Source organism: Nonomuraea fuscirosea (assembly GCF_035917475.1).
GTDB classification, from domain to species: domain Bacteria; phylum Actinomycetota; class Actinomycetes; order Streptosporangiales; family Streptosporangiaceae; genus Nonomuraea; species Nonomuraea fuscirosea.
In genome coordinates this window covers 10,706,661-10,732,002 of record NZ_CP109074.1, presented here as the reverse complement: position 1 = coordinate 10,732,002, position 25,342 = coordinate 10,706,661, and the positions used below count along the sequence as shown (strand labels likewise).

The 25,342-nt window shown below is 69.1% G+C and carries 21 protein-coding genes; 8 read left to right on the top strand and 13 right to left on the bottom strand.

Annotated elements, in window-relative coordinates:
• Positions 1 to 351: an STAS domain-containing protein gene (locus OIE67_RS49460; protein ID WP_043629845.1), complete on the bottom strand. Its 351-nt coding sequence runs from the start codon at positions 349 to 351 to the stop codon at positions 1 to 3.
• Positions 352 to 760: 409 nt separating this feature from the next.
• Here OIE67_RS49460 and OIE67_RS49455 point away from each other — a divergent pair, with 409 nt between their 5' ends.
• Entirely contained in the window at positions 761 to 3,277 is a 2,517-nt protein-coding gene (locus OIE67_RS49455; RefSeq protein ID WP_326633705.1) for a DEAD/DEAH box helicase, read from the top strand.
• Between the two features lie 288 nt (positions 3,278 to 3,565).
• On the opposite strand, the gene OIE67_RS49450 is transcribed toward OIE67_RS49455, so the two are convergent.
• The 4 genes from OIE67_RS49450 to OIE67_RS49435 all read right to left on the bottom strand — a co-directional run bounded on the left by OIE67_RS49450 (position 3,566) and on the right by OIE67_RS49435 (position 8,490).
• Positions 3,566 to 6,142: a hypothetical protein gene (locus tag OIE67_RS49450; protein ID WP_326633703.1), complete on the bottom strand. Its 2,577-nt coding sequence runs from the start codon at positions 6,140 to 6,142 to the stop codon at positions 3,566 to 3,568.
• 829 nt (positions 6,143 to 6,971) lie between these two features.
• Positions 6,972 to 7,331 carry an Rv3654c family TadE-like protein gene (locus OIE67_RS49445; protein WP_326645728.1) on the bottom strand — a complete coding sequence of 120 codons (360 nt, stop codon included), beginning with the start codon at positions 7,329 to 7,331 and terminating at the stop codon, positions 6,972 to 6,974.
• Positions 7,332 to 7,333: 2 nt separating this feature from the next.
• Positions 7,334 to 7,750 (bottom strand): TadE family type IV pilus minor pilin, encoded by a 417-nt coding sequence (locus OIE67_RS49440; protein ID WP_326633701.1) that lies wholly within the window; start codon positions 7,748 to 7,750, stop codon positions 7,334 to 7,336.
• Positions 7,751 to 7,773: 23 nt separating this feature from the next.
• Positions 7,774 to 8,490, bottom strand: coding sequence for a DUF4244 domain-containing protein (locus tag OIE67_RS49435; RefSeq protein ID WP_326633699.1), 717 nt, complete (start codon positions 8,488 to 8,490; stop codon positions 7,774 to 7,776).
• 493 nt (positions 8,491 to 8,983) lie between these two features.
• Here OIE67_RS49435 and OIE67_RS49430 point away from each other — a divergent pair, with 493 nt between their 5' ends.
• Positions 8,984 to 9,742 carry a tyrosine-protein phosphatase gene (locus OIE67_RS49430; protein ID WP_326633697.1) on the top strand — a complete coding sequence of 253 codons (759 nt, stop codon included), beginning with the start codon at positions 8,984 to 8,986 and terminating at the stop codon, positions 9,740 to 9,742.
• A gap of 131 nt (positions 9,743 to 9,873) precedes the next feature.
• On the opposite strand, the gene OIE67_RS49425 is transcribed toward OIE67_RS49430, so the two are convergent.
• From OIE67_RS49425 to OIE67_RS49405, 5 genes are all read right to left on the bottom strand, one after another.
• Complete coding sequence (locus OIE67_RS49425) at positions 9,874 to 10,701, bottom strand: type II secretion system F family protein (protein ID WP_326633695.1); 828 nt, start codon at positions 10,699 to 10,701, stop codon at positions 9,874 to 9,876.
• 261 nt (positions 10,702 to 10,962) lie between these two features.
• On the bottom strand, positions 10,963 to 11,682 hold the full coding sequence (locus tag OIE67_RS49420; protein ID WP_326633693.1) for a type II secretion system F family protein: 720 nt from the start codon (positions 11,680 to 11,682) through the stop codon (positions 10,963 to 10,965).
• Complete coding sequence (locus tag OIE67_RS49415) at positions 11,679 to 13,019, bottom strand: TadA family conjugal transfer-associated ATPase (RefSeq protein ID WP_326633690.1); 1,341 nt, start codon at positions 13,017 to 13,019, stop codon at positions 11,679 to 11,681. Before OIE67_RS49415 ends, OIE67_RS49420 begins: the two co-directional genes overlap by 4 nt.
• The gene (gene ssd, locus OIE67_RS49410) at positions 13,016 to 14,059 is read right to left on the bottom strand and encodes a septum site-determining protein Ssd (protein WP_326633688.1); all 1,044 of its coding nucleotides are present in this window, start codon (positions 14,057 to 14,059) and stop codon (positions 13,016 to 13,018) included. The genes OIE67_RS49415 and ssd overlap by 4 nt, the downstream gene beginning before the upstream one ends.
• 2,058 nt (positions 14,060 to 16,117) lie before the next feature.
• A complete protein-coding gene (locus OIE67_RS49405; RefSeq protein WP_181307556.1) occupies positions 16,118 to 16,897 on the bottom strand; it encodes a Fic family protein in 780 nt (259 codons plus the stop codon).
• Positions 16,898 to 17,440: 543 nt separating this feature from the next.
• Here OIE67_RS49405 and acs point away from each other — a divergent pair.
• The 4 genes from acs (at position 17,441) to OIE67_RS49385 (ending at position 21,524) form a co-directional block, all read left to right on the top strand.
• Complete coding sequence (acs, locus tag OIE67_RS49400; RefSeq protein ID WP_326633685.1) at positions 17,441 to 19,414, top strand: acetate--CoA ligase; 1,974 nt, start codon at positions 17,441 to 17,443, stop codon at positions 19,412 to 19,414.
• A 307-nt stretch (positions 19,415 to 19,721) separates the two neighbouring features.
• Complete coding sequence (locus OIE67_RS49395; RefSeq protein ID WP_326633683.1) at positions 19,722 to 20,165, top strand: phage holin family protein; 444 nt, start codon at positions 19,722 to 19,724, stop codon at positions 20,163 to 20,165.
• On the top strand, positions 20,155 to 21,075 hold the full coding sequence (locus OIE67_RS49390) for an alpha/beta fold hydrolase (protein WP_106241121.1): 921 nt from the start codon (positions 20,155 to 20,157) through the stop codon (positions 21,073 to 21,075). The genes OIE67_RS49395 and OIE67_RS49390 overlap by 11 nt, the downstream gene beginning before the upstream one ends.
• Positions 21,072 to 21,524, top strand: coding sequence for a DUF309 domain-containing protein (locus OIE67_RS49385; RefSeq protein WP_326633681.1), 453 nt, complete (start codon positions 21,072 to 21,074; stop codon positions 21,522 to 21,524). Before OIE67_RS49390 ends, OIE67_RS49385 begins: the two co-directional genes overlap by 4 nt.
• On the opposite strand, the gene OIE67_RS49380 is transcribed toward OIE67_RS49385, so the two are convergent.
• Positions 21,521 to 22,711, bottom strand: a complete 1,191-nt coding sequence (locus OIE67_RS49380; RefSeq protein WP_326633679.1) for a MarP family serine protease — start codon at positions 22,709 to 22,711, stop codon at positions 21,521 to 21,523. The two genes, OIE67_RS49385 and OIE67_RS49380, sit on opposite strands and share 4 nt — an antisense overlap.
• 82 nt (positions 22,712 to 22,793) lie before the next feature.
• Here OIE67_RS49380 and OIE67_RS49375 point away from each other — a divergent pair, with 82 nt between their 5' ends.
• Positions 22,794 to 23,306 (top strand): hypothetical protein, encoded by a 513-nt coding sequence (locus tag OIE67_RS49375; RefSeq protein ID WP_326633677.1) that lies wholly within the window; start codon positions 22,794 to 22,796, stop codon positions 23,304 to 23,306.
• Between the two features lie 44 nt (positions 23,307 to 23,350).
• Here OIE67_RS49375 and OIE67_RS49370 read toward each other — a convergent pair whose 3' ends face one another.
• A complete protein-coding gene (locus OIE67_RS49370; protein WP_326633675.1) occupies positions 23,351 to 23,998 on the bottom strand; it encodes an NUDIX hydrolase in 648 nt (215 codons plus the stop codon).
• A gap of 40 nt (positions 23,999 to 24,038) precedes the next feature.
• Positions 24,039 to 24,761, bottom strand: coding sequence for an endonuclease III (gene nth, locus OIE67_RS49365; protein WP_106241112.1), 723 nt, complete (start codon positions 24,759 to 24,761; stop codon positions 24,039 to 24,041).
• An 85-nt stretch (positions 24,762 to 24,846) separates the two neighbouring features.
• On the opposite strand from nth, the gene OIE67_RS49360 reads away from it, so the two are divergent.
• Positions 24,847 to 25,302, top strand: a complete 456-nt coding sequence (locus OIE67_RS49360; protein WP_326633673.1) for a protein kinase family protein — start codon at positions 24,847 to 24,849, stop codon at positions 25,300 to 25,302.
• The last annotated feature ends 40 nt before the right edge of the window (positions 25,303 to 25,342 follow it).

Below are 25,342 nucleotides of genomic sequence, written 5' to 3'. Positions count from 1 at the left end.
CTACTTGTCTTTGCCGTGAGCTTCCTTGGCCTCGTCGACCGAAGCGTAGATCCCGAAGACCTTGGTCAGACCGGTGATCCGGAAGATCTTGAGGATGCGCTCCTGCGTGCAGACCAGCTCCAGGGAGCCGTCGTGCGCGCGTACCCGCTTGAGCCCCCCGACCAGGACCCCGAGGCCCGTGGAGTCGAGGAAGTCGACCTTCTCCATGTTCACAAGAAGGTGGAAGTTGCCCTTGTTGACCAGGTCGATGAGAAGCTCACGCAATCTCGGCGCCGTGTAGACATCGATCTCACCCTCGACCTCCACGATGGTGAGTCGATCTTCGGTGCGGTGATCCAACTTCAGATCCACAGATCCTCCAGCGCCTCGCCTGCGAAAGTACTCTTGCGGGCCTGGCAATCTGGAGCGTGGCCCCAGACTGTCCGACCCTGACGCGCGGCATTCAACCACGCGCCTGGCTTGTGTCTATACGAAATCACGATTCCCGGCGACTCTGCCCACCGATGCGAGACTGGAAACAGTGACTTCCTCCGGATCCTCCCCACAACAGGCAGGTCCACTCCTCCAGCACCTGCTCGGCGTTCCCGCACGTCACGAGCGTGTCACCCATGTGGAGCATGTTCCAGCACGTCAGGCGGGTCAAGTCCAATGGCCTGATTGGACGCCTGAAGTACTTGTTACGCGCTTGGCGAACCGCGGGGTGACAGGACTCTGGCCTCATCAGTACGAAGCGGCCGACCTGGCATTCCGTGGCCGAAACGTGATCATTTCTACGGGTACGGCGTCGGGGAAATCCCTGGCGTACCTCACTCCGGCGATCGCCTCGTGTCTCGACGGCGGCACCGTCCTGTACCTGACGCCGACCAAGGCCCTGGCCGCCGACCAGCTCCGCGGCCTGCGCGAACTGCGCATCACCCAGGTGCGAGCGGCCTGCTTCGACGGCGACACACCGTTCGAGGAACGCACCTGGGTGCGCCAGCACGCCAACTACGTCCTAACAAATCCCGACATGCTGCACCGCGGCATCCTGCCCCGCCACGCACAGTGGTCGTCGTTCCTGCGTCGGCTGCGCATGGTGGTCGTGGACGAGTGCCACGGCTACCGCGGCGTCTTCGGCTCGCACGTGGCCCAGATCCTGCGCCGCCTGCGCCGCGCCTGCGCCCGCTACAACTCCCACCCCACGTTCCTGCTCGCCTCCGCGACGGCCAGCGAGCCCGGGGCGTTCGCGATGAGGCTGACGGGGCTTGAGATGGACGAGGTGACGGTGGACGCCTCACCCAAGGGGTCGACCACCATCGCGCTGTGGGAGCCGCCTCTGACGGAGCTACGGGGCGAAGGAGGGGCTCCTGTACGACGGACGGCCACGGCCGAGGCGGCGGACCTCCTGGCGGACCTGGTCCTCGCCGACGTACGCACACTGGCCTTCATCCGCTCTCGCCGAGGAGCCGAAACAGTCGCCCTGTCCGCCCGCGCCAAACTGGCCGACGTAGCCTTCTCCATCTCCCCGTCCTTCCCCACCCCCAACACACCGCCCGTCCCCCTCCCAACCCCCACAAACGCCCCCACCCCCACGCAAGCCTCCGGCGCACCGGACCTCACTCCTGAAGACCCTCAAGACCACCTTCAGGACCCCCGAAGCCCGCAGGATCCCCAGGACCCGCAGAACCCTCGCGACCGCCGAAGCCCGCAGCATCCTCAGAGCCGGCAGAACCTTCAGGACCGCCGAAGCCCGCAGCATCCTCAGGATCTTCAAGACCCGCAAGACCCTCAGAACCTGCAGGACTCGCAAGGCGCGCAAAGCACCCAGAGTCAGCGAGACCTGCGCGACGACCCTCAAAGCGCGCAAACTCAACAAGACCAGCACAACATCATCACCCCGCAAGGCCCCCTGACCTGGGCGATCCCCGACGCTCCCAACCTCCCCTCCAGCCTCGACTCCGACCTGACCGACCTCCCCAACAAGATCGCCGCCTACCGAGCCGGCTACCTCGCCGAAGACCGCCGTCTCCTGGAGAAGGCCCTGCGCGCGGGCACCATCATGGGCCTGGCCACCACGAACGCCCTCGAACTCGGCGTCGACGTCTCAGGTCTCGACGCCGTCCTGATCGCAGGCTGGCCGGGCACCCGAGCGTCCCTCTGGCAGCAGGCAGGCAGGGCGGGCCGCGACGGACAGGACGCCCTCGCCGTACTGATCGCCAGGGACGACCCGCTCGACACCTACCTCGTACACCACCCCCAGGCGCTGTTCGGCCAGCCCGTGGAGGCGATCGTCCTGGACCCGGGCAATCCGTACGTCCTGGGCCCGCACCTCTGCGCCGCCGCCGCCGAGATCCCACTGACCGAGGACGACCTGCCGATCTTCGGCCCGACCACGCCGGACGTGCTCGCGGACCTGGTGGCGCAGAACCTGCTCAGGCGGCGTCCGGCGGGCTGGTTCTGGACCAGGCGCGAGCGCGCCACTGACCTCGCCGACATCCGCGGCGGCGGGGGCGCCCCCATCCAGGTCGTGGAGTCGTCCACGGGCCGTCTTCTAGGCAGCGTGGACGAACCTTCCGCGCACACTACGGTCCACACCGGCGCGATCTACCTCCACCAGGGCGAAACGTTCCTGGTGGAGCTCCTGGACCTGGAAGCCGGCGTCGCGCTGGTCTCCAGCGCGAATCCCGACTACACGACGTTCGCGCGCGACATCACCGACATCTCCATCCTCTCCACAGAACGCTCCACGGCTCTCGGCTCCGGCACCCTGCACTTCGGCGAGGTCGAGGTGACGCGCCAGGTGGTCTCGTACCTCAAACGACGCCTCCAGTCGGGCGAGATGCTCGGCGACGAGCCCCTGGAACTGCCACCCCGCACCCTCCGCACCCGAGCCGTCTGGTGGACACTCCCCGCCTCCGCGGTGGCCCCACTCGCCGAAGCCGGCATCGACCTCGGCGGCGCGGCCCACGCGGCCGAGCACGCCTCCATCGGCCTGCTCCCGCTCTTCGCCACCTGCGACCGCTGGGACATCGGCGGCGTCTCCACCGAACTGCACGCTGACACGGGCCTGCTCACCGTCTTCGTGTACGACGGCCACGAGGGCGGCGCCGGCTTCGCCGAACGCGGCTACGCCCGCGCCACGGACTGGCTCACGGCCACGCGCGAGGCGATCCTGTCCTGCGAGTGCGAACGGGGCTGCCCGTCCTGCATCCAGTCCCCGAAGTGCGGCAACGGCAACGAACCCCTGCACAAGCGAGGCGCCGTCCGCCTCCTCGACACCCTCCTGCCTCCTCGATGAACCCCGAACCAAGCACACCGACAAGAGCCCGTCGCTTTCCGAGTCACCCATGACCAACACCGGTCGCGACCTCGGCGAAGCCCGGGTGGGCCGGCTGATCGCCATGGCTACACCGGTGACCACGACCCGTCGAGCATCAGGGACTTAAGCGCGGAAGGAAGGCCACGCCTACGCCAGAAGCGGAGCAAGCTCAGGTTCGACGACCCTCTGATTTCGGATGTCCGTCAAACCGAATCAAGCCCACGCCCCCTCGAATCTGACCAACGCCTCCCCACACCGGCAAACCTGCTAACTATCGCCCCCTGAATGCCGACGTCCCGCGAAACTCCGCGATCCGCCCTTGTCATCACCTTCAGCCGCATCATCATCAGCAGCCCAGAAATCACCCGCTCCTGGCTGCGGACGCTCCCAGAACCCGCTGTCCTCCATGGACCTGGGCGCGGGCGGCAGATAGTCGTCCCAACGCTCCTCAAGTCGCGCCGGAAGCGCCGCCGCGGCCGACTCGGGCACATCGGTCACCGCCGAACGAGGAAGGGCAAGCCGCACCGCCACCCCGTGCGCCTCCTGCCCTCCCCGCCCCTCGTCCCGCGCCCGTACACGCTCCACATCTTTCGTCCGTACGTGCTCCACATCGACGTGAACCGAGAACGCGTCGGCCACATACGGCGACGGAGCCGCGACCCGCGACGACGGCCCCGGCAGGTAGAAGTCCGAGTCAGCAAGATGAGCCGACCGACGAGCACCATCCGGCCTCGAACCCGCCGCACGCGACCGCACCGCCTCCTCACCGCACGACGACCGCCCTGACTCGCCGTCGTACGACGACCGCATCACGCCCTCGCCGTACGACGACCGCCCTGACTCGCCGTCGTACGACGACCGCGCCACGCCCCCTCCGTTCGACGCCGGCTCCCCGCCGTTCAACGACTGTTCAGCGCCCGACGACAGACGCTGCCTCCGAGAGCTGTACGGCGGCTCACCAACGGTCCTCACCTGCCGCCCGCCAGCCCCTGAAGGCACCTCACCAGCCGCCTCCCGCTCCCGCTCTCGCCCACGAGCATCGGACGGCAACCGCCCAAGAACCCCCGACTCCTGCTCACGAGCATCGGACGACAGCCGACCAGCCGCCCCATCCCTTCGGCTACGGTCGTCGGACGACAATCGACCAGTCGTTTCCTCCTCAGGCATACGAGCACCAGCCGACGAACGACCAGTCGTCTCCCCTCCCTGCCTACGAGCATCGGAGGACGGACGATCAACTCGTTCCCCCTCATGCACCGGACCCTCCAACGACGACCCGTCGGCGGCATCCAATTGACGCTCATGCATCTCCCACGGCAGCTCACCGGCCACCGCCTGCTGCCGTCCCCGAGCGTCCTGCGGCGTTTCCACGCCCGCCGCCGCCAACAGCGGCGTCTGCACATCGAGGTCGGCGTCCGGGTCCAGCTCCGGTCGTGCGGTTCTGGACGGATCCGCCTCGGGAACGCGGGTTTTGGCCACCGCCAGGATGACGGCGGGACGACGCCGCACCGACACCGCCGGCGATGAACCGCCCACCGCCTGAGCACTATCCGCCCCGGTAACGACCCTGGCGGCCGGCGACACCACGCCGATCGGTGCGCTCGCCTGGGCAGCGGCCGCAGATGGAGGCGTGGAAGCGACCCCTTCCGTGGCGAGCGCGCGCCGCCGTGCCCAGGCACCCGCATGGGCACCGAGCAGAAGCAGGACGATTCCTCCCGCCACGTAGAGCCCGTACTGCCCGATGTTCCCGATCGGCGACTCACTCGACTGGGCCTTCACGCCGTCGCTCTGTACCGGAGCCGAATCGTCGCCGCCCTTGGCGTCCGCCGGAACCAGCCCACCGTTCTCGCCCTGCTGGTCTGCGTCGGGGATCGGCAGATTCCCGTTCGGATCGGCATCGGGGATGCCAGGGAGCTTCGTCGTCGCCGGCTTGCGGGTCGTCGGCTTGGCCGAGGGAACGGCCTGTCTCTTGGAGGGCAGGGTAGGCAGCGCTTCGACGCCCCTCGGGTCCCTACTTCTCGTCGTCTGCCGACTGTCGGTCGTCTTCTTCTTCGTCGGCTGGGCGGACGGCGCGGCGGGGAAGGCGATGTACGCCGCCGCCGAGTCGTCGGAGGCGATCGACCCGCCGTCGCCGTCCCCTCGGAAGGCCTTCACCGTGAAGCCGACCCTCTGCCCCGCCGCCTTGGCCGGCACGGCGAGCACCGCCTTGCACGAGGAGCCGGAGCACGCGCTGTCGGCAGGCAGCCTCCCGACGACGCCGGACTGGGTGCTGGAGACCTCGTAGGACTGCAGGTCGGGCTCGGATCCCTTGCTCCAGGTCACGGCGACCTTCTCGGTCCCCTGCTTGCTCGCGTGCACGTTCCCCGGCGCTGCGGCGGGCCGGCGCAACTTGAACGTGCTGCTCGCGTACCTGGTCCCGGTGAGCTCTCCCTTGAGAATCACGGTGAACGAGCCGTTGGGTGCGTCACCGGCCTCGAACGTCCCGGAGATCGTCTGGTTGGCTCCGCCGGCGGCGACCTTCTGGCTGGGCGTGGAGGGCCCTTCGACGTACAGCCCCACCGTCAACTGCATCAGGTCCGTACGCGCCGAAACAGTGACAGAAGAGCTCGACACCACCTGGCCGTCAGAGGGCGAGGTGATCTGCCCCGCTGAGCCGGCCCGCCAGATCGAGCTGGCCATGCCGGTAGCACCGGCTCGCCACACCGACTGAGCCCAACCGGCGCTAGCGCCATGTCCCGCAAGACCCGTTTGTCGTGTCACGACGGCCGCATGGGCGGAACCGCAAAAGGCGAGGAATCCGACCGCGATCGTCCCTGCGGCCACCATTCTGCCGACTACCGTCACGACGCTTCCCTCCAACGAGAGCCTCGCGCCGCCTGAGCACCCTCGGGGCGTTCACGCGACGACCGGAAGTGCAGTGCGCCGGCCGATACGGTCACCGACCGTCCCTGGACCCGCACCTTAGCGACTGCGTTCCTGCTCTCCCAGACTCCCTGTCACATACGGCATGGACCGAGGGTAAGCGGAACCTTACGGGACATAACCAATTCTTGGACACCACGTCCAAGAAGTCGTGACTCGATTGCGACCTAGCACCGTAGGCCCCATTCGTCACATGACGTGGGGCATTTTCTGGCCCGCGCCCTGCCCTGACAGGTCGACGTCCTCCGTGCCGACGCGGCCTGGCGGAGACCCGGATATGAACTCGGCCCGCCCCGCTCTGGCCCGCCCCGCTCTGGCTCGGGCCGCTCTGGCTCGGGCCGCTCTGGCTCGGGCCGCTCTGGCTCGGGCCGCTCTGGCTCGGGCCGGTCCAGCCTGACCCGCCTAACGTGGCTCGATCGGGTTTTCTGGCCCTGCCTGACCTGGCCCCACACAACTCGGGCCGACCTGACTCGGGCCGACTGAAGCGACCTGCTCGGCCGGGCCCGGCTGGGCCCGGTCCGACAGCAACAGCAACAGCGAACTGACGCGCCCCCTAGCGCGATCTCCATCTCCGTCTCCCCGTTCACCCACATCGACACGAGCTTGGCCAGCTCGGCCAACCAGCGTGAGCGCCCAGGATCGTCGAAGCCTCTTGAGCGATGGCGGGCGGCGGAGGGCTACTTCTGCTTTCTGGCCTGTGCCGCGCTGTTCACAGCGCGGCACCTTTAGCTCGTACGTGAATGGTGAGGGTTCACGTTGGGGTGGGGTCTGCTGGGCCGGCGCGTGATCTGCCCGTCAGGGTGCGGGTGCCTAATAACGGGAGTGAGATCGGGAGCACGGTCCAGACATCGGCGACGTCGTCGTTCACCACGCATCGCGTTAACTCGACGCCGTTCTGGGCGGCCACTGCCGAAGCTCTGCCGCAGGCGTTCTCTGGATCGATCAGCGCCAGCTTGGCGGCGGCCAGGGCGCTGAGGTCCGCTGCGCCGTTGACGCGGTGGCGGGCGACGCGTACGGAACCGACTGTGGCGAGCACCGTGGCGATCGCCATCAGCAAGCCCATGAGCGCCACGCCCCAGAGGGTGGCCGAGCCTCGTTCGTGCTGCTTGATGGTCAGCTCCTGTCTGTCGAGGGTGGCAGTTCATGGCTGGGGCCGGGAGCATCGCCGTGCTGGGTCATGGTTTCGGTGCTCGCGGTGGCCGTGGCTGAGACATTGACTGCCGGGAGGGACTGGGCCCAGGAGGGGCGTACTTCTACGGTGATCTGCACCTTCGTGAACTCTGTGTCGCGGGTTATGACCACTTGGGCGTTCGGGCTCGTTGTTGCTCGGGCGAGTTCGTGGACCTGGTCCAGTGCCTCACCCCTGGCTGCGGCTCGGGCGGCGGCGCGGGCAGCGTCCACGCATTCGAGTTGGACGCTGACCGTCTGAATGGCCCACAGAGCGGCCGCCAGGACGACCATGAGCGCGGGCAGCATCGCGGCGGTCTCAGCAGTGACCGAACCCCGCGATGCCGTCCGCTTGGCACTCATGGAGGCCCCCGTGTGGCGGGGTGTCATTCCTTGGTGGTGTTGAGTGCTCGATTGATGAGGGCTGTCAGCATTTCCTGCACTTCAGGGCTGCTTACGACTTTGAAGAGGAGTGCGGCGAAAGCGCAGGCTGCGATGGTTCCTACCGCGTATTCGGCTGTGGACATGCCGCGCTCTCGATTGACGGCCGCATAGTGGACCCACTTGCTGAAACGTGGCCACGTGATTCGGGCGGGCCGGCTGGGCACAGGGCTGTGAACTGGTGCTGATGCGGGATCAGGGGCTGACGCTGACGCTTGGACAGGAGCTTGAGTGGACGCTCGATTCGAGGTCCGAGCGGACGTCCGAGTCGGCGGCTTGGCTGACGCATGACGTGATGCTTTGGCTGTCGCTGGGATGAGGTTTTGGGCCGAGGCTGGGGTTGGGGCTTGCGTTGAGATTGGTGCTTGCTGTCGGACTGAGGGTGACCTGCGGGTTTGGGATGGATTATGCGTTTCGGCTGAGGGTCGCACTTGCGTTGGGGCTTGGACGGCGGCGGCTTGAGGGGCTGTGTGGGGTTTGTGGGCCTTGGTGATGAGGCCGGGTGTTTCGGCGCGTGTCGTTGTGGGTTTCGGATTGGGGCGCGAGGGTGGGGTGGCTGTCGGGCTGCGGATGAAGTGGCGGCGTGGATGAGCGGACGTGGTGAGGTAGGCGTGGTCTGGCGTGGCTTCGATGTCGTCTGGCGTGGTGGCGGGACTCTGCATCTTGCCTCCAGGTGTTGAGGGCCGGCGGCTTGTCCGGCGGGAGTCCAAGGGTCGCCGAACCGGGGTTGAGGCTGGGGAGCCGAGCGGCGTTCTGTGGATAAGGGCAGCACTGGAGTGCTCGGTTGTGGATAACTGGGTGGCGCTCGCCCGGGGGTCAAGGTCACCGTTTTTGGTGGACGGCTTTGGGCGGGCAGCTTTGGGCGGGCAGCTTTGGGCGGGCAGCTTTGGGCGGGCAGCTTTGGGCGGGCAGCTTTGGGCGGGCAGCTTTGGGCGGGCAGCTTTGGGTGGGCAGCTTTGGGTGGGCAGCTTTGGGTGGAACGCTTCGGGTAACCGGCCTTGAGCGATCGGCCTTGGATGACCGGCCCTGGCGACCGGCCCTGCGTGATCGGCCCTGCGCGATCGGCCCTGCGCGATCGGCCCTGCGTGATGATCGATGGGAGACAACAAAGGTCTGCGACGGCGCGTCTCAGAATGCATGAATGAATCCACGCAAATGCCCGAGTTGCGCGTGGTTTCTGCAGGTGAGGGCTCGGAAGACGTTGTACGGCATCTCGAGTGGGAGGGATGCTTCAATGTGCGGGATCTTGGTGGCATACCGGTGGCCGGGGGCGGCGCTATTCGTGGTGGGGCCGTGGTTCGTTCGGACAACCCGGAGAGGCTGACTTCGGAGGGATGGTCGGCGCTCGTCGAGCACGGAGTTCGGACCGTGGTTGATCTGCGCAACGACGACGAACGCCGGGAGGATCAGTGGGATCGGCCGGCCGGTCTGACCACCGTGCGCGTACCGCTGGATGATGCCGCGGACACCGCGTTCTGGAACTACCTGTGGGACAACCGGCTCGATGGTTCGCCGCTTTACTACCGGGTCTTCATCGAGCGGAAGGCGCGGCAGTGCGTGGCGGCTGTCGCGGCCGTCGCTCGTGCGCGGCCGGGAGGAGTGCTCGTTCACTGCGGGCTTGGACGTGACCGCACCGGGCTCGTCGTGATGTTGTTGCTGGCCCTGGCCGGGGTGGCGCCTGCTGACATCGCGTCGGATTACGAGCTGAGCACTGAGCGTCTGCCTCCGCTGTTCGAGGTGCTCGGTATCGATGACCAGACCGAGGAGATCCGGGACATCCTCGCTAGCAAGGACACGACTGCCCGGGCAGCGCTACTGGGCGTGCTGGATGGGTGGGATGTGGAGGCTCATCTGCGTGGGCACGGGCTGGAGGACTGGGATATAACCGCGCTTCGGAGTCGGCTCGTGCAGTAGGCGGGCACGGTGCCTGTGGACACGGCGACACCCTGGGCCATGCCGGCCTGCGGAGCCCCCGGGGATTCGGAGGCGGGGCTGGAAGGTTCGAGGCCCGGGGTTCGGGAGTTCACGTGTTCGGGTGGGTGATGTCAGGGGAGGGTGATGGTCGACGCCAGACCTGCTATGACCGGGATGATGCCGAGTAGGACGAAGGCGGGGAGGAAGCACAGGCCCAAGGGGGCTACGGCTTTTACGCCTACGCTTCTTGCTGCGGCGACGGACGTGGCTCTGGCTGCTTCGCGGGCGTCGTCTGCCAGACGGGTCAGGACGTCTGCGACGGGAGCGCCGCTTTGAGCTGCCCGGCCCATGGCTCGGGACAGTTGGCCCATGGCGGGATCTGCGGCCAGGGCTGCCCAAGTAGGTTCGGGGTCGGCTCCTAGACGTAGTTGGCTGCTCACCCAGGTCAGGCGTTCGCCGAGAGGGCCGCCTATCGCGGCGGCGGTGATTTCGGTGGCGGCGCTCACGGGGCGGCCTGCTCGTAGGCAGGCGGTCATCAGGTCTGCGGCGAAGGGCAGGTCGGTGGTGATGCGGCGGCGATCGTGGTGGCTTTGCTGAGGCTCCTTTTTGTGGAGGATGAAGGCCGTTGCCGGGGTGATGACGATGACGGCTATGACGCCGGTGTAACCGCCGATCAGGAGTCCTGAGATCGCTCCGGTGCAGGTGGCCGTGAGCAGGGTTTTGCGGCTCGGGCGGCGGCGCGGGGCTTGGGTGGTGAGCCAGGGAGGGGGCTGGTTGCTGTCTGGGGTCTGGTTGGACTGGTTGCTGAGGCTTTGGGGCTGTTGGGGGTGGGGAGTGGCTGGGGTTCGGGACGCATCGGTTTGTGGGTGTAGGCGGGCGAGGCGCTCTGTGGGGGTCTTCGAGGAGAACCAGAGCCAGGCGGCCATTCCGGCGCATAGAGCGGACAGCAGTTGGATCATCGTGGACTCGGCGCTCTCGCTCTCTTGGTGAGCGGATGTGGGTTACACAGAGGACGGTTGAGGGTCGGGACGTGCCTGGTCTGAGTGGTCATGCAAGGCCGCGCCTGGGCCTAGGAGGCCATGGGGGTCCGCGCCTTGCCTTGAGCAGGCCGACGCCTTGGCATGGGTGGCCACGTAGTTCCACGCCTGGGCATGGGTAGCAACGCGGGTCCGCGCCTTTGCCTTGACCGGGGTCGCCTTGGTTTGGGTGGTCATGCGGAGTCAGGTTTGGGCTTGGGTGGCCATGCGGTTGGTCCACCACAGGCCGCAGGCGTCGAGGGTGATGCCTGCGATCAGGCACATGAACCCCGGGAGGCTGCCGAACAGGAAGTCCAGGGGATGCATGTTCAGGGCTCCTGCCATGAGGAGGCCGAGAGCGGGGAGCAGGGCCAGCATTCTGGCTGTCGTGCGCGGTCCCGCCAGTTGTGCCGCGACGTCCTGGCGGTGGGCTTGGGCCGCTCGTAACGTGTGCGCCACCCGGTCGACCAAGGCGGCCATGCTGGCACCGACCGTGGTGCCGACTTCCCAGCAGGCGGCCAGCTGACGCAGGCCCTCGCCTCCCTGGGGTGGGGCTGACGAGGTCAAGGCTGCTGGTACGTCGCCGCCGTCCCTGGCTGCGGCGATGATCGGGCGGAGGAGGTCGGGGTCGGGGAACTCCACCGCCGTGATGGCTCTGGTGAGGGCTTCGCCTGGAGTGCGGCCGGCGGACAGCTCCGCCGACAGGGATTGGCACAGCTCGATCGAGGCTCGTCGCCAGGCTTCGGCGCGGCGGGCAGGGCTGGGGCGGGTGAGGACCTTGGACAGGGATTGGTTGTGAGGCCGCCGGTTGAGGTCGTGTGAGGGCGTCAGGAGTTTGCTCAAGCGGGTGGTGGCCACGGTCGGGCCTGTCCACAGCCAGATGGCGCAGGCTGTGGACAGTGCGGCCAGGAATGCGCTGGTCATGAGGGCTCGGCTCGGTTGGAGTCGCGGGGGCCGGCAACAGGGTTGGAGTGCGCAGCGAGGGTTGCGGCTGAGTGCTGCGGTGTGAGCTTTCGACCTACCGCCGGAGCGGTGGTGAGAGGCGTGGGACGGGTTGTGGACGGAGCCCGGTGGGTGGTGGTTTGGGTTGTCAGGCGGTCGTAGGCGGGGCCGGGGTGGGGGTGGCCGGCGGTGGTGAAGGTCAGGGCTGGGATCGACTCGACGAGGCCGGACGGCGTTCTGGAGAGTAGGCAGATCTCCGCGATGCGTCTGCGGCCGTCCGAGCGGTTGCGGGTGAGGTGGATGACCGCGTCCAGGGCTGCTGCCAGTTGGCTGTGTACGGCTTCTCTGGTCAGGCCGGCCGCACAGCCCAGGGCTTCGAGGCGCGGGGGTACGTCGGCGGCTGTGTTGGCGTGGAGGGTGCCGCAGCCGCCCTCGTGGCCGGTGTTGAGGGCGGCCAGGAGGTCCACCACCTCGGCGCCTCTCACCTCTCCGACCACCAGGCGGTCGGGGCGCATGCGGAGCGCCTGGCGTACGAGATCTCGCAGCTCCACCCCGCCGGCGCCCTCCAGGTTGGCTGGGCGGCTTTCCAGGCGGACGACGTGCGGGTGGAGGGGGCGGAGCTCGGCTGAGTCCTCCACCAGGAGGAGGCGCTCGCCTGGGTCGGCGAGGGAGAGCAGGGCGGACAGGAGCGTGGTTTTTCCTGTGCCGGTGCCCCCCGTTACCAGGAAGGCCAGTCTGGCGGTGACCATGGCCGTGAGCAGTGGAATCGCGGCTGGGGCGATGGTGCCGGCGGCGACCAGGTCCGTCAGGGTGAAGGTGCGACGTGGTGGCAGGCGCAGGGAGACGCAGGTACCGCCGGAGGCTACTGGCGGGAGCACGGCGTGCAGGCGTACACCTCCTGGAAGGCGCGCGTCCACGTAAGGGGAGGCGTCGTCCAGGCGTCTGCCGGCGGCGGTCGCGAGGCGTTGTGCCAGCCTGCGGACGGCTCCGTCGTCGGCGAAGGCGACGGAGGTGCGGCGCAGGCCGGCGCCGTCGTCGATCCACACCTCCCGGGGGCCGTTGACCAGGACGTCCGTTACGTCGGGCCGGGCCAGGAGGGGCTCGAGCGGTCCCGCGCCGATCAGGTCGGCGCAGAGGGCCCGGGCCACGGCGAGGATCTCCGCGTCGCCGTACACCGACTTCTCGGCTCGCAGAGCCACGGCCACCTGGGCGGCGCTGGGTTCCACGCCGGTACGGGCCAGGCGGATGCGGACTGCTTCGACCAGGTCCGGTGAGACGACGCCTTCGGGGGGCTCTTGGTGGGTGCTGGGAGTCGTCATGTCGCCGGGAGCAGGTCGCGCAGGAGGGAGGTGCACAGGGCGCCGAGTACGGTGCGGGGGCCCAGCCTGGGGAGTTCGCCTCGGTTGAGGGTGGCGGTGAGCCGGGGCTGGTCGGGGAGGGTGCCGGCGGACGGGATGCCCAGGGAGATCATGACCGTGTCGTCGTCGACCACGCCCGGGCGCAGGACCGCGCGGACGTCGGCGGTGTGCTTGCGTACCTCGGACAGGATCTGGACCGTCGACAGGACACCGCGCACGTCGGCCGTGGCCACCGTCAGAGTGGTCTTCGCCCTCGTCAGGGCTTCGATGGCGGCCGGGTCGAGGTGCCGGGGGAGGTCGACCACGACGAGGTCGAAGCCCCGTCTGCCCGCTTCGAGGACCGAGCGCATGGCTTGGGCCGGGATGGCCGGCACCTCGCCTCGGTGGAAGGACAGCACGGCCAGGTCGCCGAACGCGGGGAGCGCCGCCTGCAGTGCGCTGGCATTGATCCGGCCCTCCCTTGCCACCAGGTCTCCCCAGCGGGCGCCCGGCGCCTCCTCGTGGCCCAGCAGGGCGTCTATGCCTCCGCCCAGGCGGTCGGCGTCCACGAGGAGGGTACGGAGGTGGTCGGCCGAGGCTCTCAGTGCCAGGCAGGCGGCGAGCACGCTGGCACCGGCTCCGCCCCGGCCGCCGATCACGCAGATCACGGCCCCTGAGCGAGGATCGGGGTCCATGGCGTCCGCGAACAGGTCGACCAGTCTGCGTTCGTCGGTGGGGAGGGCTACGACGGACTGAGCGCCTACCGCCACGCATTTTCGCCAGCTGTCCTGGTCCTCCGGATCTCGGGTGACGAGAAGGACCTGGTCGCGGGTCGGGGGTGAGGTCGCGGCCACCGCGTCCGCCTGGTCGGCGCCGATGGCTACGAGTGGGGCCAGGTTCCAGAAGGGGCGGGCGTGGGCGGGGACATGGGCCACGTCGAGCTGGGCGCCGGCTGCGGCGGCTATGCGGACGAGGTCGTCTAGCAGGGCATGGTCTTCGGTGATGACCAACGGACGGTTCAAGGTCGGCCTCCCAGCAGCCTGAAGGGGGGTGGGTGAGTCAGTGGCTCGGATGAGTCAGTGGATCGGCGGATCGGTGTGTCGGTCCGTTGATGGGTCGGTGGGTGGACGGGTGGATGGGTGGATGGTGGGGCGCGGTCGGGAGGGCAACTCTGGTGGAGGGGTGGGAGGTGGAGGGGCTCCGAACGCGGTTCTGGGGATAACGGGTGGGAGGGTGGTGGGGTCTGTGGATAACGGGCGGCGGGCGGCACGGGAGAAGCCAGCGGCTCGGCTGAAGCTGGCGAGGAGTGAGGGGTGGGAGCAGGGCGGGGGTGGCGCAGAGTGAAGGTGATCATGCAGGGAAGCGGGCTCAGGACAACGTGCGAGCTGGTGCGGGCGGGTGCGAAGCAGGAGGCGGCTCCAGGCTGCGGCTGACGGGCCGGAGCAGTCGGTACGGGGTACAGGTGCGTGCGGGAACAGGCCGGTACGGGGAACGGGCGGGTAGCAAGTCAGGGCGGATCGGTACGAGTAGCTGATCGGGGGCAGGTCGGTGCAGGTGGCTAGTCGGGCAGGTCGGGACGGTTCACGGGCGCAATGCGGATCGGTGCGGGTTGCAGGCCACAGCCGACCGCGCGGGTGCAGGTCACAGCCGGTCGATGTGGGTTGCGAGCCAGAGCAGGTCGGGCGCGGGCTACAGGCTCAGTGCGGATCGATGCCGGTTCCTGGCCCGGGCGCGCCTCAGGACGAGTGACAGGCCGGCGCGGATCGCTGCAGGTAGCAAGTCAGCGAGTCGGTACGGGTAACAGGCTGCGGTGTTGGACCGGCCGATGAGGGAGGCCAAGTCGAGGGCGGCCGGACTGACTTGCGGCACTTAGTTGGGCTGGCGTACAGGGCGTGGAGACGACCCCCGCAGGGCAAGGTGTGGCAAGCGGCTCTGACGCGCGGTTGGGGTAATCCGACTGATGGCGCTGGGCGTCGACGGCATGAGTGGGGTGGTCTCCCACATTCGACAGCGTGAGTAGCCGGCCTCCCACGACGAGAGCGTGAGTGGCGGGTCTTCCACGACAAGAGCGTGAGTGGCGGGTCTCCCAGCCCCAGCTCCCGGCCTTCAAGCCCTCAGCTTCCAGCCCTGGCCTCACCCCTCAGCCCTCAGCCCTCGGCTCTCGGCTCTGTGGCCTCGGCTCTGTGGCCTCGGGCCTCAGCCCCTGGCTCCTGGCTCCTGGCTCCTGGCTCCTGGAGAAGGTCGCTGCGGAAGCACGTGTGGGAGGCGGCGAGGAAGTGGGTTCGTGGAGGGAGGTCCTCAGGTCGCGCCATGGTGGTTGCGCAGGCAGGGCACCCGATGGCTGTGGAGCGGGGAGACGCGTACGGCCGTAGGGCGCAGGCCGAAGGGAGGAGGGAGCAGGACCTAACGACCAGGTCGTAAGGAGGCGGCCGTGGTCGGGGAGGTGGGGAAAAGGGGCGACCCCCGCCGGGGGGGAGAGCGGGGGTCGCCTGATCGGTCCGGCTCCGGGGGGGTAGAGCCGGTCCCGTTTCAGAAGAAAGCTTTCATCACTACACCGGAGCCTGGCAAGGGACTCGCAAAGGTAACCCCCGCACGCTCGCTCCAGTTACTGGCGATACCCACGTATGCTGCCCGATCCACTCAAGTTTCGTCGAGGAGCAATCTCGTATTTTCGCCAAGTTTTTTCGTAACGCCATAACGATCACATAAAGGCGATCACGGAGAGTGATCGTCACGGGTTGATAACCGACCTGAGCGAAGCGGCCAGGACCCCGGTCAGGACGCGAGGGTCCACGGGTGGGTAAAGGTCTTGACCCGAGGGGTTCCCATCAGGGCGAATCCGACGTAGAAAGGTGTCACCGGACTACTTGTCCGGGTGCATCAGCCGGGCACCCACGTGCGACCAGCCGCGGGAGGCGCGTCGTGACGGGCTTGACCCGCTCCGACGGATTGAGGTGCACGCCTGGTAACCCGGTGTGATGCACTGCAGACGGCGTCTCATGACTGAGACGCCGTCAGCTGTGTCAGATTTCTTCCGGTAGGGGCGTTCAGCCCCGGTATGTCAGCCCGCGAAGCGCCGGTCAGCCCCTCTGCATGGCCTCACAGATCGCAGTCGTCTCGCGTACTCCCAGGGTTACCGCAGAGGCACAGTGTTGTACCCAGGCCGCCACGCCCTCCGGCGTCCCGCTCAGGTACGCCCGCAGTGCCTCCCCGTACGGCAGCTCCAGATGCCCCACCTCCACCGCCACCAGCGACTTCGGATCGAGCCCGTACTCCACCAGCGTCAGCCGCCCGGCCGAGCGGGCCACGATCCCGTCCGCCGTTCCGAACGGCCTGAGCACCGCCAGCTCGGCGTGCACCACGGCGGCCAGCACCACGGCGGGGGCCTTCGTGGGCTGTTCCAGCAGCCCGAGCAGGCCCTCCATGCGGCTCGCGGCGTCCGCGGCGGCGGGCGCGGGGCCCAGGGACAGGGGGTCGGGGGCCTCGTCGAGCGAACGGGGACGGCCCAGCTCCTCCTGGGGCGCGAGGCCGGCCGCGGCCACCGCGTGCAGCCTGGCCAGCACCTGCCGAGGCGCGGCACGCCAGGTCGAGCCCATGCGTCCCATCTCCGCCGAGGCCCGCAGCGCCCCCTGGACGAGCGGGTCGTGCGCCTCGTCGCGGCGCAGCGCGTCGAGCGGCACGTCCACGCCCTCGATGGCCGCGGAGGCGCGGGCCCCGCGCAGGGACGACTCCGTGGAGACGGCGGGGCTGGCCCGGCGCAGGACGCGGTGGCGGTAGAGCCGGTCCACCGCCTGGCGGGCCTCGTCCACCGCTTCCGGTACGCCGGGGAACTGGGCGATCACGGCCAAGGGGTCACTCACGAGACCTGACCTTACCCATGGGTAAGGCCGGGACCGGCGTATGGGTAGCCGGGCCCATGGGTCAGGCCCATGAGTCGGGGTCCCTGGACAATGCCTACGGGCCGGGGCCCTGGGCAACGCGTACGGGTCGGGCTCATGGGCAAGGCAGGGCGGGCCACCACGGGTGGTGGCTGTCTGTGTCGGCATCGGCACGCGGGCCCGCCACCCCGGAAACGACAGCCCGGCATCCGGCAAAACGCCCGCCCGCCACGCGGAAAGCACCCGCCCGACACGCGGAAAACCACGAAAGACACGGCGATTTGGGCCGAAGGCCGCCGGAGGATTCGCACGTACGCGCTATCGATCATCCGCCCATAACGCGCCCCACGACATAACTCCATTTCAAGATGACAACGTTTCAATAGCGTTTGTCATTCACCTGGATAAGATCGCGATCGGCCCGCACACACGGTACAGACCTGTCTAGACCTCTTGTGTACGGAGGCCGTGAGCTGGTGAAGTGGGACACGAACCTGTCCAATCTGGCCATAGAAGGAGCATGAGGTGGCCCCGGAGCCCGCTGGTAACGAGACCCAGGCGCTGTCCAACCTGCTGAAGGAGAATCGCCGGTTCGCGCCACCGGCTGAGCTGGCGGCCGCCGCCAACGTGACCTCGGCCGCGTACGCCGAGGCCGCCGCGGACCGCCTCGCCTTCTGGGAGCAGGCGGCCGACCGGCTGACCTGGACCAAGCGCTGGGACACGACGCTCGAGTGGAATCCCCCCTTCGCCAAGTGGTTCGTCGGCGGCGAGCTCAACGTCGCCTACAACTGCGTCGACCGCCACGTCGAGGCGGGGCGCGGCGACAAGGTCGCCTACCACTGGGAGGGCGAGCCCGAGGGCGACAGCCGCACGCTCACCTACGCCGACCTCCAGCGTGAGGTGAACAAGGCCACCAACGCCCTGCTGGAGCTGGGCGTGCGCAAGGGCGACCGGGTCGCCGTCTACATGCCGATGATCCCCGAGCTGCCGATCGCCATGCTGGCCTGCGCCCGGATCGGGGCGATCCACTCGGTGGTGTTCGGCGGGTTCTCGGCCACCGCGCTGAAGAGCCGGATCGACGACGCCGACGCCAAGCTGGTCATCACGGCCGACGGCGGCTACCGCAGGGGCAAGCCGTCGGCGCTCAAGCCGACCGTGGACGAGGCCGTCGCCGAGTGCCCGCAGGTCGAGCACGTCCTCGTCGTCCGGCGCACCGGCCAGGACGTCGCCGCCGGCGACAAGGACGTGTGGTGGCACGACGTGGTGGATCGCCAGAGCGACCAGCACACCGCCGAGTCCCACGACGCCGAGGACCCGCTGTACATCCTCTACACCAGCGGCACGACGGGCCGGCCGAAGGGCATCCTGCACACGACCGGCGGCTACCTGACGCAGACGGCCTACACCCACGACGCGGTCTTCGACCTCAAGCCGGACACCGACATCTACTGGTGCACGGCCGACATCGGCTGGGTGACCGGTCACTCCTACATCGTGTACGGCCCGCTGGCCAACGGCGCCACCAGCGTCATCTACGAGGGCACCCCGGACACGCCGCACCGCGGCCGCTTCTGGGAGATCGTGCAGAAGTACCAGGTCACGCTGCTCTACACGGCGCCGACGGCGATCAGGACGTTCATGAAGTGGGGCGACGACATCCCCGCCAAGTACGACATGTCCAGCCTGCGCGTCCTGGGCTCGGTCGGTGAGCCGATCAACCCCGAGGCGTACGTCTGGTACCGCGAGCACATCGGCGGCGACCGCTGCCCCGTCGTGGACACCTGGTGGCAGACCGAGACCGGCGCGATCATGATCAGCCCGCTGCCGGGCGTGACCGCGGCCAAGCCGGGCGCCGCCATGCGCCCGCTGCCGGGCATCAGCGCCGACGTGGTCGACGACCAGGGCAACAGCGTCCCCGACGGCGGCGGCGGCTTCCTCGTCGTACGCGAGCCGTGGCCGTCCATGCTGCGCACCATCTGGGGTGACGACCAGCGCTACATCGACACCTACTGGAGCCGTTTCGAGGGAATGTACTTCCCCGGCGACGGCGCCAAGAAGGACGACGACGGCGACCTGTGGCTGCTCGGCCGGGTCGACGACGTCATGCTGGTCTCCGGCCACAACATCTCCACCACGGAGGTGGAGAGCGCGCTGGTCAGCCATCCGAAGGTGGCCGAGGCGGCCGTCGTGGGCGCGACCGACCCGGTGACCGGCCAGGCCATCGTGTCGTTCGTCATCCTGCGCGGCTCTGCCGAGGAGAGCGACGACATCGCCGCCGACCTGCGTAACCACGTGGCCAAGACGCTCGGCCCGATCGCCAAGCCGCGCCAGATCCTGGTGGTGCCCGAGCTGCCCAAGACGCGCTCCGGCAAGATCATGCGGCGCCTCCTGCGCGACGTGGCTGAGAACCGCAGCATCGGCGACGTCACCACGCTGGCCGACAGCACGGTGATGAACCTCATCTCGGAGAAGCTCCCCTCCGCCAAGTCGGAGGACTGACGACCGGCGACGCACCCCAGGAGGCCCCAGGTCCCGAAAAATCGGGACCTGGGGCCTCCTGGATACCCGGGAGCGCGCTGGAAAGCCGTGCCCGGAGACGTACGACACACTCCCCGGGAAAGCCTCGGCCCCCTCATGGTCATGCCCGCCGGGTCGAGCCGGGGCGCGATCTCCTCTCATCGGGTAGTCCTGAGAGTGCTGGCGGGACTCGTGCCAGATAAGTTCGGCGGTGCCTGGCTGTCAGTACGCCGCCGCATCGCGCTGGATGATGTTTGACACGGCCACCGAGCCCCGATAGGAGACGTTCATGCCGCAGACTCCCGAGGAAGAAGAATCGCTGGGCTCGCTGGTCGCCCAGGCGAGCAGCCACATCTCGTCATTGGTCCGCTCGGAGATCGAGCTGGCCAAGGCCGAGTTCAGATTCGACGCCAAGCGGATCGGCATGGCCGGAGGGCTGTTCGCCGCCGCCGCCTTCATGGCGCACCTGTGCCTCATCCTCGCCTCGTTCACGATCGCGTACGCGCTGGCCCAGGTCATGCCCACCTGGCTCGCCTTCCTCATCGTGACCGTGTTCTACCTGCTGGTCGCGGGCCTGCTGGTGTTCATCGGGATCCGCAGGCTCAAGGGCCTGGCCGGGATGAAGCGCACCGCCAGGTCGATCAAAGGGCTCAAGGAGATCGCCACGCCCGACGAGCAGGCGCCGCCAGCGCTCGACCCGGATCGCGAGCCGGTGACCCGCGATGGCACCTGACGAGTCGGTCGTCGAGATCCAGGGGCCGTGGACGCACCGCGCGGTCCACGCGGGCGGGACCCGCTTCCACGTCGTGGAGGCCGGTTCGGGGCCGCTGGTGCTGCTGCTGCACGGGTTCCCTCAGTTCTGGTGGACCTGGCGGCATCAGCTGACCTCGCTGGCCGGGGCCGGGTTCCGGGCGGTGGCGGCCGACCTGCGCGGCTACGGCGGCAGCGACAAGCCGCCGCGCGGCTACGACCTGCCCACGCTGGCCGCCGACGCGACCGGGCTGATCAGGGCGCTGGGCGAGACCGGGGCGATCGTGGTGGGCCACGACTGGGGCGGGCTGCTGGCCTGGACGATGGCCGTGCTCGACCCCAAGTGCGTGCGCCGGCTGGTCGCCGTGTCGGCGCCCCATCCGCTGCGGCTGCGCAACGCGCTGCTGACCGACCCCTTCGGGCAGCTCAGGGTGAGCGGGCGCAGGCTCGGCTTCCAGCTTCCGCTGCTGCCCGAGCGCCGGCTCACCCGCCATGACGCGGCGCTGGTCGGCCGGCTGCTGGACACCTGGTCGCGGCCGGGCTGGCCGGAGCCGGAGGAGTCGCGTACGTACCGGGAGGCGTTCATGATCCCGGCGGTGGCGCACTCGGCGCTGGAGTACCACCGCTGGTTCGGCCGCTCCCAGCTGCGTCCCGACGGCCGCCGCTACGCCAGGGCGATGCGTACGGAGGTCGAGGCCCCCACCCTTCACCTGCACGGAGCGCTCGACCCGAGCGTCCTGCCCCGTACGGCGCAGGGTTCGAGCCGCTACGTGGCGGCACCCTACCGGTGGCGGCTGCTCGAAGGAGCCGGCCACTTCCCCCATGAGGAGATTCCCGACGTGTTCGACACCGAGCTGCTCGGCTGGCTGAACGATCCGGAGCCCGACCGATGAGAGATCGCGACCCCGAGGGCCGGCCGCGCAACGCCAGGCCGCGCGACGCGTATGGCAGGCCGCTCCCCTACGGCTCCGCCGGCCTGCCCAGGGTCCCCGACGAGTACGCCCCCACCACCGAGCAGGCGCTCGCCGACGGCCGCCGCTTCCTGGAGGAGGGCTTGCCGTTCAACGCGCACGAGGTGTTCGAGGGCCGCTGGAAGTGCGCTCCCGAGGAGGAGCGGGAGCTGTGGCAGGGGCTCGCGCAGATCTGCGTCGGGCTGACGCATCTGCAGCGTGGCAACGGGCGCGGCGCGGTGACGCTGTTCAGCAGGGGGGCGGCGAGGGCGCAGTCGTACGGGGGCGCGTACGACCCCGTCGGCAAGGCGGCCTCAGGTCTGACCCAGGACAGCGACCCTGGCGAGGCCATCGCGCTCATCCTGGGCAAACTCCCTACTGGAAACGGCTAGTCGCACTCCTGGGTGCTGGCCGGGCTGGTGTCGTTGCGGCCCGCCGAGGCGTCGGGGGCCACTTCTTCGGCGGTCAGCACGTAGCCGGTCTGCTCCTCGTTGATCGCGGCGGCGAAGATCACGCCGTAGACCCGCCCGCTGACCGTGAGCAGCGGCCCGCCGGAGTTGCCCGGCAGCACCTGGCCCCTGATCGCGTAGACCTTCCTGCGCACGGTGTTCTCGCGGTAGATGTCGGGGCCCTCGGCGTCGAGCTGGCCGCCGATCCTGGCCGGCTCGGCGGTGAACCCCTTGCCCTTCGGGAAGCCGGCGATGATCGCGCTGTCGCTGCGGCTGCCGTCGCCGTCGAAGCTGAGCTGCGGCAGGCGCAGGCCGGGCACGTAGAGGACGGCGATGTCGCGGCGCGGGTTGTAGCGCACCACGGTGGCGTTGTGGCGGACGTTCTCGGAGTCGATGACCTGCAGGTCGCGGGTGACGCCGGCGACCACGTGGGCGTTGGTCATGATCCGCCCTGGGGCGTAGACGAAGCCGGTGCCCTCGATGTGCTTGTTGCAGCTCTCCGCGTTGCCCTGGACCTTGACGATCGCGCGGCGGGCGCGCTTGAGGTTGGGCCCCTGGAGCACGCTCTGGTCGGGCGGCTGCACGTCGATGAGCTGCCCCGCGCCGATCGCGTCGAAGACGGGCGGGAACTCCGAGCGGTCGATGAACTTCTTGAACGGCTGCTGCCAGTTGCGCGCGCCCTGCGGGATGGCGTCGTCGACCGTGGTCAGCAGCGCGGAGTTCTTGACCTGGTCGACCAGCGGGTTGAACGAGGTGGAGACGATCAGCGAGCCGATCAGCCAGGCGATGACCAGCACGGACAGCGCGCTGGCGAACGTGCCGCCCACCGCGTCGGCGACCTTGGCGGGCTCCCAGGTGACGTGGCTGCGCACGACGGCGCCGAGCGTCGAGGAGGCGAACTGGCCGATGGTCGCGGCCAGGAAGACGATCACGATGGCCAGCAGCGCCTGCGGCGTGTCGCCGTCGACGACGGCCTTGGAGATCGGGGGCGCGATGAAGACGCCCAGCACGGCACCGCCCACGAACCCCACGAAGCTCATCGCCCCGATGATGAAGCCCTGCCGGTAACCCGAGATGCCGAAGGCGATCACGAGGCCGATCAAGATGAGGTCAAGCAGATCACCGCGCACGATTCAAAGGTAACCAGCGATACGGTCAAGTGTGCACGTCTTCGATCAGGACGGCGTCACCCTGCTGGCTATCTTGAGCGGTATGCCGCCGGACGAGGGAACAGTGCAGGATCTCATCCAGGCTGCTCTGGGCGACACCGATCCCGACGGTCCCCTGCGCTGGCACGTGATCTCCTTGCTGCGCCAGCGCAGTGACCTGGAGTCCTTCATCGAGGCGCGGCGGTTGTGCGCCGCGGACACGGTCGCCGAGCGGCTGCTCGGCGTGGACATCATGGGCATGTTGCGGCCGTTCGCGGACCGTACGCTACCGGTGCTGCGCTTTCTGGCCGCCAGCGAGGACGACGCGATGGTGCTCTACTCGGTGCTGATCGCGTTCGGGCATCTGGCCGACCCGCGTTCGCTGCCGTCGGTGATCGACCTGGCCGGTCATCAGGACGCCAGGGTCAGGTACGGGGCCGCGTACGCGCTTCAGCACGTGCTCGGCGAGCCTCCCGACCGGGCAGGGCTGGAGACGCTGCGCACGCTGGCCTGCGACAGCGACGCCGACGTGGCCGGCTGGGCCGCGCTCGGGGTGGCGCTGCGATCCGCCCGCTGAGCGCTGCAAGCTGCCCGCTGTGATCCGCCCGTTGAATCCCGGGCTCAGCCGCGTGCGGCGAGGGCGACGACCTCGGGCGGCAGGTCCTCGACCTGCTCGGGGTCCCAGGGCTGTTCGAGCCCGCCCTCACGCAGCACCGTGTCGAGCAGCATCGCGGTGAACCCCCACACCAGCATGCCGCGCACCCGGAAGGCCGGCCCCGCCGTGCCCCTGGGATGCCGGAGCGTGACCCGGTTGGCCGGATCGACCAGCTCGGCGATCGGCACCCGCTCGACGGAGTCGACCTCGTCGGGCGAGGCGGCGTGCACGGCCGACGGCTCGCGCCACCAGGCGATCACCGGCGTGACCCGGTTGTCGCTGTGGGTCAGGTAGAGCTCGGGCATCGTGCACAGGACGTGCACCCCGCGCGGGTCGGCGCCGGTCTCCTCCTCGGCCTCGCGCAGCGCGGCCTCGACGGGCCCCGCGTCCTCGGGATCGACGCCGCCGCCAGGGAAGGCCGGCTGGCCGGCGTGCCTGCGCCCGCGGGTGCTGCGCTGGATCAGCAGCACGTCGGGCCCATGGGGACCGTCGCCGAACAACATCAGCACCGCCGCGGAGCGCCCGCGCCCGGCGGGTGGCCGGAGGATGCGGGGCACTCGGATCCGCTGCGCTTGCGCCGCCAGGGTCTCCAGCCAGTCGGGCACTTCAGTCACGAATCCTCCAACACGCGCGATCCCCGATGACTTCCCGCGTTCAGGAGAAGGGTCCCGGCCGGACGAGTTTCTCCGCCTGAACGGGGTCCGTGGGGCCGGTCCCGTACGAGGGGCAGAGCGCGGCCAGCGGGCACACGCCACACGCGGGCCGCCGAGCGTGGCAGATGCGGCGGCCGTGCCAGATCACCCGATGGGAGAAGATCGTCCACTCGCGTCTGGGCAGCAGCTCGGCCACGATGTGCTCGATCTTGACCGGGTCGGTCTCCTCGGTCCAGCCGAAGCGGCGGACGAGCCGCTGGAAGTGGGTGTCGACGGTCAGTCCCGGCACGTCGAAGGCGTTGCCGAGCACCACGTTGGCCGTCTTGCGGCCCACTCCGGGCAGTGTGACCAGGTCTTTCAGCTTGCCGGGGACCTCGCCGCCGTAGCGCTCGCGGACGGCCCTGGCCATGCCGATGATGCTGTTGGTCTTCGCGCGGAAGAAGCCGGTCGAGCGGATGATCTCTTCCATCTCCGACGGGTCGGCGGCGGCATAGTCCTCCACCGTGGGATATTTCGCGAAGAGGGTGGGGGTGACCATGTTGACCCGCTTGTCCGTGCACTGGGCGGACAGGATGGTCGCGATCAGCAACTCCAGCGGGGTGCGGAAGTCGAGCTCGCAGTGGGCGTCAGGGTAGGTCTCCGCCAGGATGCGGTTCATCTTGCGCGCGCGCCGCACCAGTGCGAGCTGGGTCTCCGGCTTGCGCCCCGCCGCGTTCGTCGCCATGCGGCAAGAGTAGAAGCTTCGGCGAACGGTTGAACCCGGGACGCCTTCGGCGGCGTACAACCTGACGCGTGGAAGGGGGTCGGCCGTGGGCGATCAGGGAGCGACGCTGGCGGAGTTCGTCAGGACGGGTGGGCCGCTGCGCGGTCAGGCGCTGCACCGGCTGGCCGTGAGCTGTGTGGCGGCCATGGCCAAGCTGCACGCCCACGGCACCGCGGGGCTGCGGCTCAGCCCCGAGAGCGTGGCGCTGGGGACGCGCGGCCAGGTGCTCATCGGCTGGCGGACCGGCGACGACGACGGCGCCGACCTGCCCGAGGCGCGGGACGTACGCGACTGGGCCGACCTGGTGGTCTTCGCCGCGACCGGCGACGGGCACGGCGACATCGCCGCGCTGACGCCCGCGCTGCGCATCGCGGTCGAGCGCTGCCGCCACCCCGACCCCGCCTCCCGCCCCAAGTCCGTGGACGTGCTGCGCGTGCTGCTCAGCCGCTCGATGTCCGCGGCGGTGGCCTCGGTGGACGGCCTGCTGCGCACCGCGGGATGAAACTGCCGCACACCGCCGGATGAGGCCGCCGCGTACCGCG